This window comes from Nonomuraea sp. NPDC050783, from assembly GCF_040802095.1.
GTDB lineage: Bacteria > Actinomycetota > Actinomycetes > Streptosporangiales > Streptosporangiaceae > Nonomuraea.
On the sequence record NZ_JBFAHK010000009.1, the window covers coordinates 1 to 15,086 of the forward strand.

Annotated in this window: 14 protein-coding genes; 7 read left to right on the plus strand and 7 right to left on the minus strand. The window is 75.1% G+C overall.

The annotated features are described in order from the left end of the window. Positions 1–123 precede the first annotated feature (123 nt). Both AB0H75_RS24455 and AB0H75_RS24460 read right to left on the minus strand, forming a co-directional pair. Positions 124–1,818 (minus strand): SulP family inorganic anion transporter, encoded by a 1,695-nt coding sequence (locus tag AB0H75_RS24455; protein ID WP_367800271.1) that lies wholly within the window; start codon positions 1,816–1,818, stop codon positions 124–126. A 212-nt stretch (positions 1,819–2,030) separates the two neighbouring features. Further along, the gene (locus AB0H75_RS24460; protein WP_367799743.1) at positions 2,031–2,711 is read right to left on the minus strand and encodes a TetR/AcrR family transcriptional regulator; all 681 of its coding nucleotides are present in this window, start codon (positions 2,709–2,711) and stop codon (positions 2,031–2,033) included. Between the two features lie 66 nt (positions 2,712–2,777). Between AB0H75_RS24460 and AB0H75_RS24465 the strand changes: the two genes are divergently transcribed. Together AB0H75_RS24465 and AB0H75_RS24470 are read left to right on the plus strand one after the other, a co-directional pair. After that, positions 2,778–4,886 (plus strand): ATP-binding domain-containing protein, encoded by a 2,109-nt coding sequence (locus AB0H75_RS24465; RefSeq protein ID WP_367799745.1) that lies wholly within the window; start codon positions 2,778–2,780, stop codon positions 4,884–4,886. 181 nt (positions 4,887–5,067) lie between these two features. Further along, the gene (locus AB0H75_RS24470) at positions 5,068–5,301 is read left to right on the plus strand and encodes a hypothetical protein (protein WP_367799747.1); all 234 of its coding nucleotides are present in this window, start codon (positions 5,068–5,070) and stop codon (positions 5,299–5,301) included. A 9-nt stretch (positions 5,302–5,310) separates the two neighbouring features. Here the strand turns inward: AB0H75_RS24470 and AB0H75_RS24475 are convergent, their stop codons facing one another. From AB0H75_RS24475 to AB0H75_RS24490, 4 genes are all read right to left on the minus strand, one after another. Next, positions 5,311–6,567, minus strand: coding sequence for an ABC transporter permease (locus AB0H75_RS24475; RefSeq protein ID WP_367799749.1), 1,257 nt, complete (start codon positions 6,565–6,567; stop codon positions 5,311–5,313). After that, positions 6,564–7,247 carry an ABC transporter ATP-binding protein gene (locus AB0H75_RS24480; RefSeq protein WP_367800273.1) on the minus strand — a complete coding sequence of 228 codons (684 nt, stop codon included), beginning with the start codon at positions 7,245–7,247 and terminating at the stop codon, positions 6,564–6,566. The genes AB0H75_RS24475 and AB0H75_RS24480 overlap by 4 nt, the downstream gene beginning before the upstream one ends. A 122-nt stretch (positions 7,248–7,369) precedes the next feature. Then, positions 7,370–8,434: an efflux RND transporter periplasmic adaptor subunit gene (locus tag AB0H75_RS24485; protein ID WP_367799751.1), complete on the minus strand. Its 1,065-nt coding sequence runs from the start codon at positions 8,432–8,434 to the stop codon at positions 7,370–7,372. Beyond that, the gene (locus AB0H75_RS24490) at positions 8,431–8,961 is read right to left on the minus strand and encodes a hypothetical protein (protein ID WP_367799753.1); all 531 of its coding nucleotides are present in this window, start codon (positions 8,959–8,961) and stop codon (positions 8,431–8,433) included. The genes AB0H75_RS24485 and AB0H75_RS24490 overlap by 4 nt, the downstream gene beginning before the upstream one ends. A 142-nt stretch (positions 8,962–9,103) precedes the next feature. On the opposite strand from AB0H75_RS24490, the gene AB0H75_RS24495 reads away from it, so the two are divergent. The 5 genes from AB0H75_RS24495 (at position 9,104) to AB0H75_RS24515 (ending at position 14,147) form a co-directional block, all read left to right on the plus strand. Continuing rightward, positions 9,104–9,757, plus strand: coding sequence for a response regulator transcription factor (locus AB0H75_RS24495; RefSeq protein WP_367800275.1), 654 nt, complete (start codon positions 9,104–9,106; stop codon positions 9,755–9,757). Beyond that, on the plus strand, positions 9,754–10,932 hold the full coding sequence (locus AB0H75_RS24500) for a sensor histidine kinase (RefSeq protein ID WP_367799755.1): 1,179 nt from the start codon (positions 9,754–9,756) through the stop codon (positions 10,930–10,932). Before AB0H75_RS24495 ends, AB0H75_RS24500 begins: the two co-directional genes overlap by 4 nt. A 57-nt stretch (positions 10,933–10,989) precedes the next feature. Further along, positions 10,990–11,586 carry a CoA pyrophosphatase gene (locus tag AB0H75_RS24505; protein WP_367799757.1) on the plus strand — a complete coding sequence of 199 codons (597 nt, stop codon included), beginning with the start codon at positions 10,990–10,992 and terminating at the stop codon, positions 11,584–11,586. A gap of 254 nt (positions 11,587–11,840) precedes the next feature. Next, positions 11,841–12,500 (plus strand): lysophospholipid acyltransferase family protein, encoded by a 660-nt coding sequence (locus tag AB0H75_RS24510; protein WP_367799759.1) that lies wholly within the window; start codon positions 11,841–11,843, stop codon positions 12,498–12,500. A gap of 72 nt (positions 12,501–12,572) precedes the next feature. Continuing rightward, a complete protein-coding gene (locus AB0H75_RS24515) occupies positions 12,573–14,147 on the plus strand; it encodes a penicillin-binding transpeptidase domain-containing protein (RefSeq protein ID WP_367799761.1) in 1,575 nt (524 codons plus the stop codon). A 40-nt stretch (positions 14,148–14,187) separates the two neighbouring features. On the opposite strand, the gene AB0H75_RS24520 is transcribed toward AB0H75_RS24515, so the two are convergent. Further along, complete coding sequence (locus tag AB0H75_RS24520) at positions 14,188–15,048, minus strand: alpha/beta fold hydrolase (protein WP_367799763.1); 861 nt, start codon at positions 15,046–15,048, stop codon at positions 14,188–14,190. Positions 15,049–15,086: the final 38 nt, after the last annotated feature.

A 15,086-nucleotide genomic window follows, 5' to 3' on the forward strand; every position in this document is an offset into this window, starting at 1 on the left:
TGGGTCGCCCGCGCATGGGTCGCCCGCGCATGGGTCGCCCGCGCATGGGTCGCCCGCGCACGGACCGCCCGCGCATGGGTCGCCCGCGCCGGGGACGGGTGCCCCGGCGCGGGTCGGGTGGGCTCAGCCTGCGAGGCGGGGCAGGACGCCCGTGCTGCGCAGGCGGTCGCGGGCCGCCGCGATGGCCTCCGTCGTGGTGGCGAAGACCTGGCCGGCCTCGTCCAGCCGGGCGATCACCCCCAGCGCCTCCAGCGGCTGGTGGTGGCCGTCGGGGATGCCGGACATGTAGACGAGGATGCCGCGCCGTTTCAGCCGTTCGATGGCGTCGCCCAGCACCAGCGCCCCGCTGGCGTCGATGCTGGTGACCCGTGACATGCGCAGCACGACCACGGACACGTCGGTCACCTCCGACAGCTCCAGCAGGAACCGGTGGGCCGCCGCGAAGAACAGCGGCCCCGCCAGCCGGTAGGTGACGATGTGCTCGGCGAGCAGGGCGTGCTCGTCGTCGGTGTGCTGCAGGTGTGCCTCGTTGCGCAGCGGCTCGGCGTCGAGGCGGGCGTTGCGCGCCAGGGTGCGCAACGCGAGCGCCCCCGCCACCACCAGCCCCACGACGATGCCCAGCACCGTGTCGAGCGCGAGCGTGGCGACGGCGGTGAGCACCAGCACCACGGCGTCGGCCCGGGTGGAGCGGAACATGGCGCGGACGGAGTCGACCTCGATCATCCGGATCGAGGTGGCCAGCAGCACCCCCGCCAGCGCGGCGAGCGGGATCTTGGAGACGAGCCCCGCCGCGGTGTAGACGATGGCGGCCAGGATGGCCGCGTGCGAGAACGCCGCCAGCCGGGAACGGGCCCCGGAGCGCACGTTGACCGCGGTGCGGACCATCGCCCCCGTGCCCGGCATGCCGCCGAACAGCGGCGTGACCAGGTTGGCCAGCCCCTGCCCGAACAGCTCCCTGTCGGGGTCGTGGCGCGGGCCGCCCGTCATGCCGTCGGTGACCGCGGCCGACAGCAGGGACTCCAGGGCGGCGAGCGTGGCCACGGCGACGGCCGGGGCGAGGAGCGCCGGCAGCACGGCCGGGTCGAAGAAGCCGAGCGACGGAGGTGGCAGCCCGGCGGGCAGGTCGCCGATCCTGGCCAGCGGCAGCTCGGCCGCCTCGGCGACGGCGGTGGCGACGACGACGGCGAGCAGCGAGAACGGCACCGACGGCCGCAGGCTCGCCCCCACGAGCAGCGCCGCGGCGACGATCAGCGTGACGGACATGGCCCACCAGTGCGGACGGGCCAGGAAGTCGGTGAGTGCGTGCCAGGCGACGACGGCGACCTTGTCGTGGCCGCTGGACTGGACGCCGAGCGCCGACGGCACCTGCTGGAGCCCGATCACGCAGGCCATGCCCACGGTGAACCCGGCCACCACCGGGGCGGGCACGAGCGAGATGTACCGGCCGGCGCGGGCCAGCGAGAGGCCGACCAGCAGGGTCCCCGCCAGCAGGCCGACGGTGAGGACGCCGGTGGGGCCGTGGGCGCTCATGATCGGCATGAGGATGACCGCCATGGCGCCGCTGGTGCCGGAGACCTGGACGCGCGAGCCCCCGAACACGGCCGCCAGCGCCCCCGCCACCACGGCCGTGGCCAGGCCGGACTCGGCCCCCATGCCCGAGGAGATGCCGAAGCCGAGGGCGAGCGGCAGTGCCACGATCGCCACGGTGAGGCCGGCCACCAGGTCGTGGCGCGGAGTGCGGGCCATGGCGGCGAGGTCGGCGGGATCGGGCAGCACCCCACGCGCCCGAGCCCAGGCCGAGGCCAGACGGGCCCCCATCACGTACCGTGGTCCTTCACCAGCGCTCGGTAATCGGACAAATGCGTAAATGGCGATTTCATTTCTTCTCCTTTTCGTCAAGCTAGCCCCGTATTGCCCCAAATTGCATAATTATGCAATTCGTCAAGCTACCGTTCAGGTTATCAAGTACACCGGGGACGACCTGGTTAAACACCGGCGTTCTCGCGCACAGCGCAATGCAACAGCCGGGGCTAATGCGTAAGAGTCCCCAATGAGGTGAATGCCCGATTCGCGGCCTTAATAGCCTCCGGCTCCACCTGGCTCAGCGGGCGGCCCTCGGACAGGAGCTGCCAGTTGCGCCGCGCCAGCACCCGCTGCGCCGCCAGCACCTGGGCGGCCAGCAACGCGGCACCCAGCTCGTCCAGCCCCTCCCCCGCGCCGCCCTGCCCCGTGCCGCCCTGCCCCGCGCGGCCCTGCCCCGCGCCGCCCTCCCCGGCGGGCTCGCGCAGGGCCGCGGCGAGGGCCTGCTCGTCGCGGGAGAGCTGCTGGAACAGCCGCGCCTGGAGGCTGGGCGTCGAGAACACCATGCGGTGGAAGGCCACGACCTCGGGGTGGTCGTTGAGCCCGGTGACGGGGTCGCGGCGGGCGAGCCCGTCGAGGAAGTGGCGGCGCAGCGCCTCCAGCGGCGCCTGCCCGGCGGGCCGCCCCCGCACCACGCGGGCGGCCTCGCCCTCGTGGTCGGCGATGCGGTGCAGGACCAGGTCCTCCTTGGCCGGGAAGTACTTGAACAGCGTCGGCTTGGACACCCCCGCCGCCGCCGCGATCTCCGTGACCGGCACCTCGTCGAAGCCGCGCCGCAGGAAGAGGGCGACCGCCGCGGCGGAGATGGCCTCGCGTACGCGTTGGCGCTGGAGCTGCCGCAGTCCCGTCATGACGCCACTCTAGCAAAGTGTTAACCTGGTTAAAGAATTAACCGAGTTAACGTCAAGGGAGGTGCGATGGGGACGCTCGACGAGGAGCGCCGCTACGTCGAGCGCTGCCGGGCCGGGCTGCGCAGGATGCTGGCGGGCGCACGCGAGAACGTGATCGTCGGGGAGACCGTGGCCGGCGACCGCTACAGCGCCGAACGGCTGGGACGCCACCTCAAGAGCCTGGCCAAGGAGCTGAGCGAGGAGCCGGACGGCCCGCCGTTCTTCGGCCGCCTGGACTTCGGGCAGGGCTCGGAGGAGCACCGGGGCCGCTCGTACCACATCGGCCGGCGGCACATCACCGGCGAGCACGGCGGCCCGCCCGTGGTGATCGACTGGCGCGCGCCGGTCGCGCGGGCCTTCTACCGGGCCAGCGCCCGCGACCCCCAGGGCGTCACGGTACGCCGCCGCTTCGGCTGGTCCGGCACGACGCTGACCTCGTACGAGGACGAACGGCTCGAACAGGGTGAGGAAGGCGCGGAGGGCGGGAGCCGGATCCTGGCCGCCGAGATCGAGCGGCCCCGCGTCGGCCCGATGCGCGACATCGTCGCCACCATCCAGCCCGAGCAGGACGACCTCGTCCGCGCCGCCCTGGACACCAGCATCTGCGTCCAGGGCGCGCCGGGCACCGGCAAGACCGCGGTGGGCCTGCACCGGGCCGCCTACCTGCTGTACGCCCACCGCCGCCGCCTGGAGCGCGGCGGCGTGCTGGTCCTCGGCCCGAACCGCGCCTTCCTCGGCTACATCTCGGCCGTGCTGCCCGCGCTGGGCGAGGTGGACGTCGAGCAGACCACCCTCGGGCGGCTGCTGGCCACCGTCCCGGTCACCGCGGCGGACACCGAGGAGGCGGCGGTCGTCAAGCACGACGCCCGCATGGCGCGGGTGCTGCGCAGGGCCCTGTACGGCCGCATCCGCAAGCCCGTCGAGCCGGTCGCCGTCGCCGACGGCTCCACCCGCTGGCGGGTGCCGGAGGACGAGCTGCGCCGCATCGTGGACGACACGCGCCGCGAGTCCCTCCCCTACGGCGTGGGCCGCGAGCGCGTGCACGCCCAGGTGCTCGCCGCGGTCCGCCGCCAGGCCGAGGCCCGCGGCCGCACCGCCACCGCGGCCTGGACCCGCGGCATCGCCCGTGCCCTGGCCCCCGCCCTGGACGCCCTCTGGCCGCCGGTCAAGCCGGAGGAGGTCCTGTACGAGGTGCTGCGCGGCCCGTCCGGCGGCCCGTCCGGCGGCCCGTCCGGCGGCCCATCTGATGGCGCGGCGGACCCGGCGCGCGGGGTGCTGACCGACGCCGAGCGGGCGGCGATCACCTGGGCCCGGCCGCCGCGCAGCCACCGGAGCGCCAAGTGGACGGCGGCCGACCTGGTGCTGCTCGACGAGATCGCCGCGCTCATCGAGCGCCCGCGCGGCTACGGGCACGTCATCGTGGACGAGGCCCAGGACCTGTCGCCGATGGAGTGCCGGGCGGTGGCCAGGCGCAGCGAGCACGGCTCGCTCACCGTCCTGGGGGACCTGGCCCAGGGCACCACGCCGTGGGCGGCCGGCTCGTGGCCCGAGCGGATGGCGCTGCTCGGCAAGCCGGAGGGGGAGGTGGTGGCGCTGACGACCGGCTTCCGGGTGCCGGGCGCGGTGGTGGAGCTGGCCAACGCGCTGCTGGAGGCGCTGGAGGTGGAGGTGCCGCCGACGCGGTCGTACCGGTCGGACGGGCGGCTGCGGGTGACCCGGGTGGACGAGCTTGAGAAGGGGGTCGTGGCGGCGGTGCGGGAGGCGTACGGGTTCGAGGGGTCGATCGGGGTGATCGCGGCGGACGCCGGGGTCGAGGCGCTGTCGGCGGCGCTCCGGGCCGAGGGCCTCGACCCCGGTGACGGGCCCAGTGGCGGGCCCAGTGACGGGCCCGGTGGCGGGCCCAGTGACGGGCCCGGTGGCGGGCCCGGGGGGCGGCTCAGCGTGCTGCCCGTGTCGCTGGCCAAAGGGCTGGAGTACGACCACGTGGTGGTCGTGGAGCCGGCGGCCATCGCCGAGGCCGAGCGGCGCGGTCTCAACCGGCTCTACGTGGCCCTCACCCGGGCCGTCTCCCGGCTCGACGTCGTCCACGCCCGGCCGCTCCCGTCCCGGCTCGCCCGCTTCGGACAGCCCGGCTGAGACGGGCCGACGCCCTGGGGGCGGTGGCTCGACAGGGCCGGGGCCGGGGTGTGTGATGTGGTTCCCGCCGGAAGGAGCCCTCCCGGTGCCCCAGTCCCAGGACCCACCCTCAGGCGACACCCCCCGGCCTCCGCCCCCCACCCGCGGCATCCCGCCCGAAACCCCACCACCCGGAACCCCGGTGCCGCGCCGGTGGCAGGTGGTCGATCAGGTGGCGTCGGTCCTCGGGTTCGCGTGTGCGGCCGTGGCCGTGCTGGTCGCCCCCGTGTTGTTCGGCCTGGCCGGGATCGTGCTGGGCGTCGCCGGTCACCTGCGCGGCGAGCCCCTGGGCAGGTGGGCCGCGGTGGCGGCGGGCGCGGGCATGGCGACGGGCACCGTCCTCACCCTCGTCCTGGAGCGCGCGCTGCCGCCGTGAACGCCGTGCTCACGGGGCCGCCAGCGCGACGGTGGGCGGCAGCCGCGCCGCCCGGACGGCCGGGTACAGCCCCGCCAGCGTCCCCACCACCAGCGTCGCGACCACCGCGCCGCCGACGGCCCACGGGGGCACCACGAGGGGCCAGCCCCGCGCGAGGGCATACCCCGCCGTGGCCAGCGTGCCGAGCACCGCGCCCGCCACCCCGCCGAGCGCCGACAGCAGCAGGGACTCCGCCAGGAACTGCAGCCGCACCTGCCCGCGCGTGGCCCCGAGCGAGCGCCGCAGGCCGATCTCCCTGCGGCGCTCCAGCACGGAGATGACCATCGTGTTGGCCACGCCCACCCCGCCGACCAGCAGCGCCACCGCGCCCAGCCCGAGCAGCAGGCCGGTGAACGCCCCCGCCGCCGCGGCCTTGGCGGCCAGCGCGTCCGAGGGCCGGCTGACCTCGACCTCCTCCGGGCCCTCCGGGTTGACCGTCCGCGGCAGCACCGCCCGCACCTGCTCCACGGTCGCGTCGGACGAGCGCTCGTAGATCGTCGTCGGATGGCCGTCGAAGCCGAGCAGCTTCGCGGCCGCCGGGAACCCGACCAGCGCCGACCGCTCGATCTCCGGCGCGAGCGGCATCTCCCCGAGGATCCCGACGACGGTGAACCACCGCCCGCCCATCCACACCTGGACGCCGGTCCTGGCCAGCCCCAGCCGCCTGGCCGCCTCGGCGCCGAGCACGACGGCAGGTCCGCGCTCGGTGGCCGCGTTGAGCCACGTGCCCCGCGCCACGGCGCCCTCCAGGGTGGCGAGCAGGCCGGTGTCGGCCGCCTGGACGGCGATGCCGCCCGTGACGGCCTCGGGAATGTGGTTCGTCCGCCGTACGGTGGCCTCGACCGCGCCCGTGGCGGCGGCGGCGCGGACCGGCCGGATCCGCCGGACCATCGGCAGCGCGGTGAGGGGCAGCTTCGCGTCCTCGCCGAACATGGTCCTGCCCGGCGTGACGGTCAGCAGGTTCGTGCCCAGCCGGTCCAGCCGGCGCAGGAGCTGCTCGCGCGAGGACGACGAGATCCCGATCACCGCGATCATGGTGGCGATGCCGATCGCGACGCCGAGCGCCGACAGGACCACCCGCGCCGGGCGGGCCCGCAGCCCGGCCGCCCCGGCCCGCGCGACGTCCCCCGGGCTCAGCCGGCCGGGCGTCAGCCGCTCGCCGTCCCGCCGCCTCCCCGGGCTCGTCCCCGGGCTCGTCCTCCCCGGCCTCGTCCTCCCCGGGCTCATCGTCCCGCTCCCTTCAGCAGCGCGACCGGCCCCAGGTCGTCGTGGTCGTGGCCGTCCACGACGAGCCCGTCGCGCAGGCGCACCCGGCGCGGGCACCAACCGGCGATCCCGGCGTCGTGGGTGATGAGGACGATCGTGGTGCCGGCGGCGTGCAGGTCCGCCAGGACGGCGAGCACGCCGGCGCCGGACGCGGAGTCCAGGTTGCCGGTGGGCTCGTCGGCCAGCAGCAGCTCCGGGTCCCCGGCGACCGCGCGGGCGAGCGCCACCCGCTGCTGCTCGCCCCCGGACAGCTCAGGCGGCCGGTGCCGCAGCCGGTGGCCGAGCCCGACCCGTTCGAGCGCGGCGGCGGCGCGCTCGCGGCGGGCCCGCCGGCCGGTCCCGGTGTAGAGCAGGCCGTCGGCCACGTTGTCCAGCGCGCTGGCGGCAGGCGCGAGGTGGAACTGCTGGAAGACGAAGCCCAGGTGGCGCGCGCGCAGTGCGGACAGCTCCCGGTCGGACAGCGCGGCCACGTCGTGCCCGGCGACCCGTACCGTGCCCGTGGTGGGCCGGTCGAGCGTGCCCAGCAGGTGGAGCATCGTGGACTTGCCGGAGCCCGAGGGGCCGACGACGGCCAGCAGGTCGCCGCGGGCGACGGTCAGGTCCACGCCGCGCAGCGCGGCCACGCCCCCGGGGTAGGTCATGGTGACGGCGGCCAGCTCGGCGACCGGCTCCCCGCCGCTCGCGGCGGCGTCACTCGTAACGGTGTCGTGCGCGGCGGTGTCACTCGCGGCGGTGTCACTCGCGGCGGTGTCGTTCGCGGCGGTCATGGGGCCGGCACCCCGACCTTCATGCCCTCGGCCAGCCCCTCGCCCTCGATCTCCACCAGCCCGCCGCCGAACGCCCCGGTCCGCACGGCGACGACCCTCGTGGCCGCCCCCTGGACGACCTCGACCCCGAAGCCGCCCTCGCGCAGCGCCAGCAGCGCCTCCACGGGCACGGCCAGCACGTCGTCGTGCCGCGCGCTGCGCATCTCCACCTCGACCGGGGCCTGGTCGAGCCGGGTCCTGGGCGGCTGGGCCAGGGTGATGTCCACATCGACGGTGGTGCTGGTGTCGGGCTCCTGGCCGGTGACCTCGGCGACCGTCCCCACCGAGGTGATCGTGCCCTTGGCCCGCTCGCCGCCGGGCATCGTCACGGTGACCGGGGCGCCGCGGCGGGCCAGCGCCTGGTCGCCGGTGTCGAGGTCCACGTGGACGAGGCGGCGCACGCCGCTGACGGTGAGCACCCGCCGCCCCGGCGCCACGCGCTCGCCGACGGCGGCCTCGACCTCGGTCACCCGTACGGCGGCGGGCTGGAACACCACCTGGGCGGCGTCCACCTCGCCGGTCACGGCCAGCCCCCGCTCCTCCTGCCAGTCCCGGACGGCCTGGGCGGTGGCGGAGCTGAAGTGGCGGTCCACGGTCAGGTAGGCGCCGTGGCCGAGCGCCCTGAGGTTGCGTTCGAGCTGCTCGACGTCGGGGCCGTCGGAGACGCCGGACCGCAGTGTCCGGTACAGCGGCAGGCGGCCGTACATGAGCACTGTCGGCCGGCGGTCCACCTTGAGCAGCGGGCGGCCGCGGCGCACCACGGCTCCCTGGGCAGGCGTCCAGGTCACGACGCCGGAGCCGCCCGCGCTGAGCCGGCGCTCGCCCGCGTAGGTGAGCGAGCCGTCCACGGTCTTGGTCTCGGCCAGGTCCCTGCGGGTGATCTCGGCGGTGGCGGGGACCGGGGACGGGGCGGGCGCCGCGGCGGGCGGGCCGCCGTCGTACAGCACGGCCACGGCGGTCCACGTCCCCGCGACGGCCAGGGCGGCGCCGCCGCCCAGCAGCATGCCCCTGCCGCCCGTCACGGCTTGCCCCCGCCGCCCGGCGCGTACTGCCGGCAGGCCCGGTGCACGGACTCCAGCTTGTCCTTGGTGCCGCCCTTGACGGTGACCCGCATCGGCTCGCCGGGTTTGGGGTCGGCCACGTCGACGCCGTGCTCGCGCAGGCACCGCGCGAACCGCACCATCCTGTCGTAGTCCTCGGCGCTGGGCGTGCCCTTCCGCACCGCCGACTCCATGATCGGCCCGCACGCCTTCTGCGCCTTGTCCACCTTCTCCCTGGACGTGCCGCGCGGGACGGTGATCCGCAGGTCGCCGTCCCGCGGGTCGGGCATGTCGATTCCGTGTTGCCGCATGCACCGCGCGAACTCCAGCGCCGCCCGCTGCGGGTCCATCGTCGGGGACGGGGAGGCGGACGCGCTGGTGCCGCCCGTGCCGCCGCCCGTGCCGCCCGCCGCGCTGACCACGCCGTCGTCCGGGGCGGCGGGGCCGGCGCAGGCGGCCAGCGCGAGCGCGAGCGGCGCGGCGGCCGGCGCCCATCGAAGGGGGTTCATGGCTCTCGCTCCTCGTGCGCCGCCGGGACCCTCGCCCGCGGCGCGGCCCCACTTCAGCTCATCGGGTGCTAGAACCGGATAAGCCCTTACCCGCGGCTAACACGCGTTCCGTCACGCTCGTCGCCGAGGAGAGGGGGCCGTGATGCGCGTGCTCGTCGTCGAGGACGAGGAACGGCTGGCGGACGCGGTCGCCCACGGCCTGCGGCTGCACGCGATCGCCGTGGACGTCGCCTACGACGGGCGGGACGCCCTGGAGCTGGCAGCGTACGTCGACTACGACGTGGTCGTGCTGGACCGGGACCTGCCGGAGGTGCACGGCGACGACGTGTGCCGGCGGCTGCGCGAGGACGGCCGGCCGGGCCGGGTGCTCATGCTGACCGCGGCCGGGCAGATCCGCGACAGGGTGGACGGGCTGGCGCTCGGCGCGGACGACTACCTGGTCAAGCCGTTCGCGTTCGCCGAGCTGGTGGCCCGGGTGCGGGCGCTGGCCCGGCGCGCGCCGCGCTCCTCCGCGCCGCCGCTGGAGCGGGCCGGCATCCGCCTCGACCCGGCACGCCGCACGGTCATCAGGGACGGGCGCCCGGTGCCGCTCAACCGCAAGGAGTTCGACGTGCTGCACGCGCTGATGCTGGCGGGCGGCGGCCTGGTCACCTCCGCCGCGCTGCGCAGGGACGTGTGGGACGAGCACGCCGGCCCCGGCACGGGCACGCTGCGCGTGACGATCGCCTCGCTGCGCAGGAAGCTCGGCCCGCCCTCGGCCGTCCAGAACGTGCCCGGCAAGGGGTACCGGCTGTGACCGCCCGCTCCCCGCGGACCTGGTGGGACCGGCGGCGGCTGCGGCTGCGGCTGACCCTGCTGTACGGCGGGCTGTTCTTCGTGGCCGGGTCGCTGCTGCTGGTGCTCACCTACCTGATCATCGCGCAGGCGTTGCGCCGGCAGTTCGTGGTCAGTGGTGTGAAGGACGGCATGCTGCCGCCGAAAGCCCTCCTCGACGAGGTGGCGCCGCCGCGCCCCGGCACCGGCGACGTGGTGTTCCAGGGCGACCTGGTGGCGCGGGCCGACCAGGTGCTCGTCCAGGTCGTGCAGTACACCGCCACCGCGATGGTCCTGGTCGGCACGGTCGCGCTGCTGCTCGGGTACCTCGTCGCCGACCGGGCGCTGCGGCCCCTGGACCGGGTGACCGAGACCGCGCAGCGGCTGTCGGAGAGCACCCTGCACGAGCGGATCGCGCTGGAGGGCCCGCCGGACGAGGTCAGGCGGCTGGCCGACACCTTCGACGCGATGCTGGACCGGCTGCACCGGGTCTTCGACGCGCAGCGGCGCTTCATCGCCAACGCCTCGCACGAGCTGCGCACGCCGCTGGCGGTCAACCGCACGGTGCTGGAGGTGTCGCTGGAGGAGCCGGAGGCGTCGGCGGACCTGAAGGCGCTGGCCCGGGCGCTGCTGGGCACCAACGCCCGGCACGAGCGGCTGATCGAGGGGCTGCTGCTGCTCGCGCAGTCCGAGCAGGAGCTGACCGTGCGCAAGCGGGTGGACCTGGAGCAGGTCGCGCGGGCGGCGCTGGAGCAGCTCGGCCCCGGGCCGCGCGGGCGGCCGGTCACGATCCACCGGGACCTGCGGCCGGTGCTGGTCGAGGGGGATCCGCTGTTCCTGGAGCGGTGCCTGGTCAACCTGCTGGAGAACGCGATCACGCACAACGTGCGCGGCGGGCAGGCGTGGCTGGCGCTGCGGCGGGAGGAGGGCGGGGAGGCGGTGGTCGTGGTGGAGAACACCGGGCCGGTGGTGCCGGAGTACGAGGTGGAGGACCTGTTCCGGCCGTTCAGCCGGGCGCAGGGGGAGCGGGTGCGCTCGTCCAAGGGGGCGGGGCTGGGGTTGTCGATCGTGCGGGCCATCGTGACCGCGCACGGCGGCGAGGTCGGCGCGACGGCCCGCCCGGAGGGCGGCCTGCGGGTCACGGTGCGGCTGCCGTGAGCCCCGGGCGTGAGGTGCACCGGGCGCGCGATGCACCGGGCGTGAGATCCTGGGAACGTGCTGTCGCCCATGGACGAGCTGCGCGAGCGGATCACCGCCCGGCTGGCCGCCTTCGACCGTCGGGAGGTGCCGCCGGCCGGTGGGATCCGCCGGGCCGCCGTCACCGTGTGCGTGCTGGAGGACGCCGCGGGCGCCCCGTACACGGTGGTGATCAAGCGGGCGCCGCGTGGCCGCAACCCCGGCCAGTGGGCGCTGCCCGGCGGCCGGCTGGACGACGGCGAGCTGCCGGTGCAGGCGGCGCTGCGCGAGCTGGCCGAGGAGACCGGCCTGACCGGGGTCGAGGTGGCGGGGCTGCTCGACGACTTCGTCACCGACTCGGGGTTCGTGATCACGCCGGTGGTGGCGTTCGGCGGCCGGCAGCGGCCGGTGGCCGACCCGCGGGAGGTGGCGTCGGTGCACGCGGTGCCGCTGGAGCGTTTCCTCGCGCCGGGGGTGCCGCGCTGGAAGGGCGAGCTGCTGCAGATGCCGCTGGGGCCGTCGATCGTGATCCACGCGCCCACGGGGGCGATTCTGTGGCAGTTCGCCGAGGTGGCGCTGCGTGGCCGTGAGCAGCGGGTCTTCGACGTCGCCCAGCCCCATTGGACGCGCACCTGACCCCTTCGGGCCGGGCCGATGGAATATCGACCTCCCAACGTCGGTTAGCATCGAGAGGCCGATGTGGTCTGTGTCCCCCGGGCCGCAAATTACCGCCTTCACGGAATACCGTTCGGCTGGAGCCGTGTTGTGCATCTCGCCGAGGAGGCGACCGCCACATCGGCCTCAAAGCTCTTTCCCAGGCGCCCCGCTCACCGGCGGGGCGCCTGCCTTATGGTGGGGTGGCCGAACGCCCGATGATCCAGGAGAGCCTGTTGCTTTACGAAGTGGTCAAGTTCGCCGCCGCGCCGCTGACGCACGCGATGTGCCGGCCGCACATCACGGGTGCGGCGCACGTCCCGAGAAGCGGGCCCGCGATCCTGGCCGCCAACCACCTGTCGGTGCTGGACTCGTTCCTGCTGCCCGCGCTGCTGCCGCGGCACGTGACGTTCACCGCGAAGAACGAGTACTTCGACGGCAACCCGGTCTCCGGCTTCTTCATGCGCCTCGGCCGCAGCCTGCCCATCGACCGCGAGAGCGCCCACGCCGCGCAGACGATGCTGGACGAGGCCGCCGCGCTGCTGGAGCGGGGCGAGCTGTTCGGCATCCACCCCGAGGGCACCCGCTCCCCCGACGGCCGCCTGTACCGCGGCAAGATCGGCGTGGCCTGGCTCACCCTCAAGACGGGCGCGCCGGTGCTGCCGGTGGCGCTCACGGGCACCGAGAAGGTGCTGCCGTACGGCGCGAAGGTGCCGCGCCCGGCCCGGATCGGCATCGCGATCGGCGAGCCGATGCGCTTCGAGGGCGACCACCGCGACGCCCGCGACCGGCGCCGCGTCACCGACGAGATCATGGCCGCCATCCAGCGGCTCTCCGGGCAGGAGTACGTGCCCGTCTATGCTTCCAGCGTCAAGGCGGCCGACGGCGCGTCTTGAGCTCGAACTTGTCCGTCCGTCGAGCAGGATCAGGGGGCCGTATCAGTGGCGCGGGGCCGTACCATCGCGATCGTGTCCGTCACCGCCGTGCTCGTGGCGGGTGCCGCGGCCGGCGGCGCCTACTACGTGCTGCACACCCGAGGCACGCCCGCCGGCACCGCGCAGCGCTTCGCCGCCGCCTGGCAGGCCGGCGACACCGCCGCGATGGCGAAGGAGCTGGCCACGCCGCAGCAGCTCGGGGCCTACGACCAGCAGCGCACCGCGCTCGGCGTGGAGCGCGCCGCGGTCCGGCTGGGCCGGGTCGTCGAGGGTGACGACCGGGCACGCGTCCCCTACACCGTGACGCTGGCGCTGAAGGACGTCGGCGAGTGGTCCTACGACGGGCAGATCGACCTGGTCGTGGCCGACCGCGCCTGGAAGGTGAACTGGTCGCCGGCCACCCTGCACCCGCGGCTCAAGGCGGGCTCGAAGTTCTCGATCAAGACGCGCTGGCCGCAGCGGGCCGAGATCACCGACGCCGACGGCGGGCGCATCGACGACGGCTCGGGCGGCGGCTCGGTGCAGCAGCTCGTCGGCTTCCTCGACAAGGCGACCAAGAAGGACGTGGCCAAGCTGGGCTCGGCCTACAAGGTCGGGCAGGCGATCGGACGCGGCGGGCTGCAGGAGACGTTCCAGGAGCGGCTGGCCGGCACCCCGTCCACCGACATCCAGCTCGACGGCGAGACGCTCAAGACCATCGAGGGCTCGCCGGGCAAGCCGGTGCGCACGTCCCTCGACCGGAAGGCGCAGGCGGCCGCGGTCGCCGCGGTCAAGGACATGGACAAGCCGACGTCGATGGTGGCGATCCGGCCCTCGTCCGGGGAGATCCTGGCCGTGGTCAACAACCAGGGCGGGTTCAACCGGGCCCTGGACGGGCGCTACCCGCCGGGCTCGACGTTCAAGGCGGTCACCGCGATCGGGCTGCTGGCGGCCGGCATGTCGCCCCAGGACAGGGTCACCTGCCCCGAGTACGCCACGGTGGGCGGGATGAAGATCCGCAACTCCGACAACGAGGCGTTCGGGTCGCTGTCGTTCCTCGACTCCTTCGCGCACTCGTGCAACACCACGTTCGCGCCGCTGGCGCAGTCGAAGCTGGGCGGGGGCAAGCTGCGGGAGGCGGCCGAGGCCGTCGGCTTCAACCAGCCGCTCGACATCGGCGTCCCGGCCGCCAAGGCGAGCTTCCCCGAGCCGCAGTCGGACGCCGAGCTGGCCGCGGAGTCGTTCGGGCAGGCCCGCATCACCGCGAGCCCGCTGTCGATCGCGTCGGTGGCCGCCGCCATCGCCGACGGGACGTGGCGGCCGCCGACGCTGGTGCCGTCGCTGAAGCAGAAGGCGGCCGAGCGCGAGCTGCCCGACGGGGTGAAGGAGCCGCTCCACTCGATGATGGCGGCCGTGGTCACCAAGGGCACCGCCAAGGCGGCCGGGCTGCCGGCGGGCACCCGCGGCAAGACCGGCACCGCCGAGTTCGGCACCGGCGACAAGCTCGAGACCCACGCCTGGTTCATGGGGTTCAAGGGGGACGTGGCGTTCGCGGTGATCGTGGAGGGCGGCGGCGGGGGCGGCGCGGTGGCGGCTCCGGTGGCGGCCACGTTCCTGAAGAACCTCTGACGGCCGCCCGGCCACCGGCCCGGCGGCCGTCAGAGGCGGCTCAGCCTTGTGAGGCGAGGAAGGGGCGGATCTCCGCGGCCACCCGTTCCGGTCTGCCGCGCATCGCCGCGTTGGAGGTGGCGCTGTGGTCGAGGCCGGCCAGGGCCACCTGGCGGCTGCGGGGCAGGACCCCGTGCAGGGCGGTGAGGGCGTTCCTCAGGTAGGCCGGGCTCCGCGTGCCGCCGAGCAGCAGGACCTCGGCGCCGACCGCGCGGTAGGCGTCCAGGTCGTCGGCGGTCTCGGCGACGAGCTGGGCGTCCTGGCGCAGGGTCGGGGCGAGCTCGCGGAACGTGGGCTCCCCGCCGGCCACCTTGTCCTGATTTTTCAGCATCGCGGCGGTCATGGCCTCCAGCAGGACCCGCGGCACCACGTTGAAGATCGCCGGCCCCATGCGGGTCGCCCGCATGCCGGTGACCAGCGCCGCCGGGACGCGGCCCGCGGCGATCTCCCGGTCGAAGCGCGCCAGCCAGCCGGTCGCGTTGGAGCCGTCGAGGTCGAGAGGCGGCTCGAAGGCGACGACCTTGCGCAGCGCCGGGCGGGCCAGAGCCGTGCGCAGCGCGATGATCGCGCCCGAGCTGACGCCGACGACGCGCTCGGCGCCCGTCGCGTCCAGCAGGGCCTGGAGGTCCTCGACCTCGCGGGCCAGCCGGTAGTCCGGGCCGACCGGGCCGCTGCGGCCCCGTCCGCGCCGGTCGGGCACGTAGCAGGTGAACGCGCCGGCCAGGGCCTCGGCCAGCTCGATGTTGCCGTGCCCGGTCTGCATGGCACCGTGCAGCAGCACCAGGCCGGGGCCGTCGCCGCCGAGGCGGCGGTAGGCGATCGTGGTGCCGTCCTTCGAGGTCACACGGTCGAGAGTGATCATGGTTGCTCCCCAGTGGTCAGGTCCGCGGCGGGGAGCCC

Bases quoted from the DNA above. Each gene is read 5' to 3' on its own strand.
- AB0H75_RS24490 (WP_367799753.1), bottom strand. From the start codon at position 8,961: ATGAACCCCCTTCGATGGGCGCCGGCCGCCGCGCCGCTCGCGCTCGCG.
- AB0H75_RS24520 (WP_367799763.1), bottom strand. From the start codon at position 15,048: ATGATCACTCTCGACCGTGTGACCTCGAAGGACGGCACCACGATCGCC.
- AB0H75_RS24495 (WP_367800275.1), top strand. From the start codon at position 9,104: ATGCGCGTGCTCGTCGTCGAGGACGAGGAACGGCTGGCGGACGCGGTC.
- AB0H75_RS24460 (WP_367799743.1), bottom strand. From the start codon at position 2,711: ATGACGGGACTGCGGCAGCTCCAGCGCCAACGCGTACGCGAGGCCATC.
- AB0H75_RS24465 (WP_367799745.1), top strand. From the start codon at position 2,778: ATGGGGACGCTCGACGAGGAGCGCCGCTACGTCGAGCGCTGCCGGGCC.
- AB0H75_RS24480 (WP_367800273.1), bottom strand. From the start codon at position 7,247: ATGACCTACCCCGGGGGCGTGGCCGCGCTGCGCGGCGTGGACCTGACC.
- AB0H75_RS24475 (WP_367799749.1), bottom strand. From the start codon at position 6,567: ATGAGCCCGGGGAGGACGAGGCCGGGGAGGACGAGCCCGGGGACGAGC.
- AB0H75_RS24455 (WP_367800271.1), bottom strand. From the start codon at position 1,818: ATGGGGGCCCGTCTGGCCTCGGCCTGGGCTCGGGCGCGTGGGGTGCTG.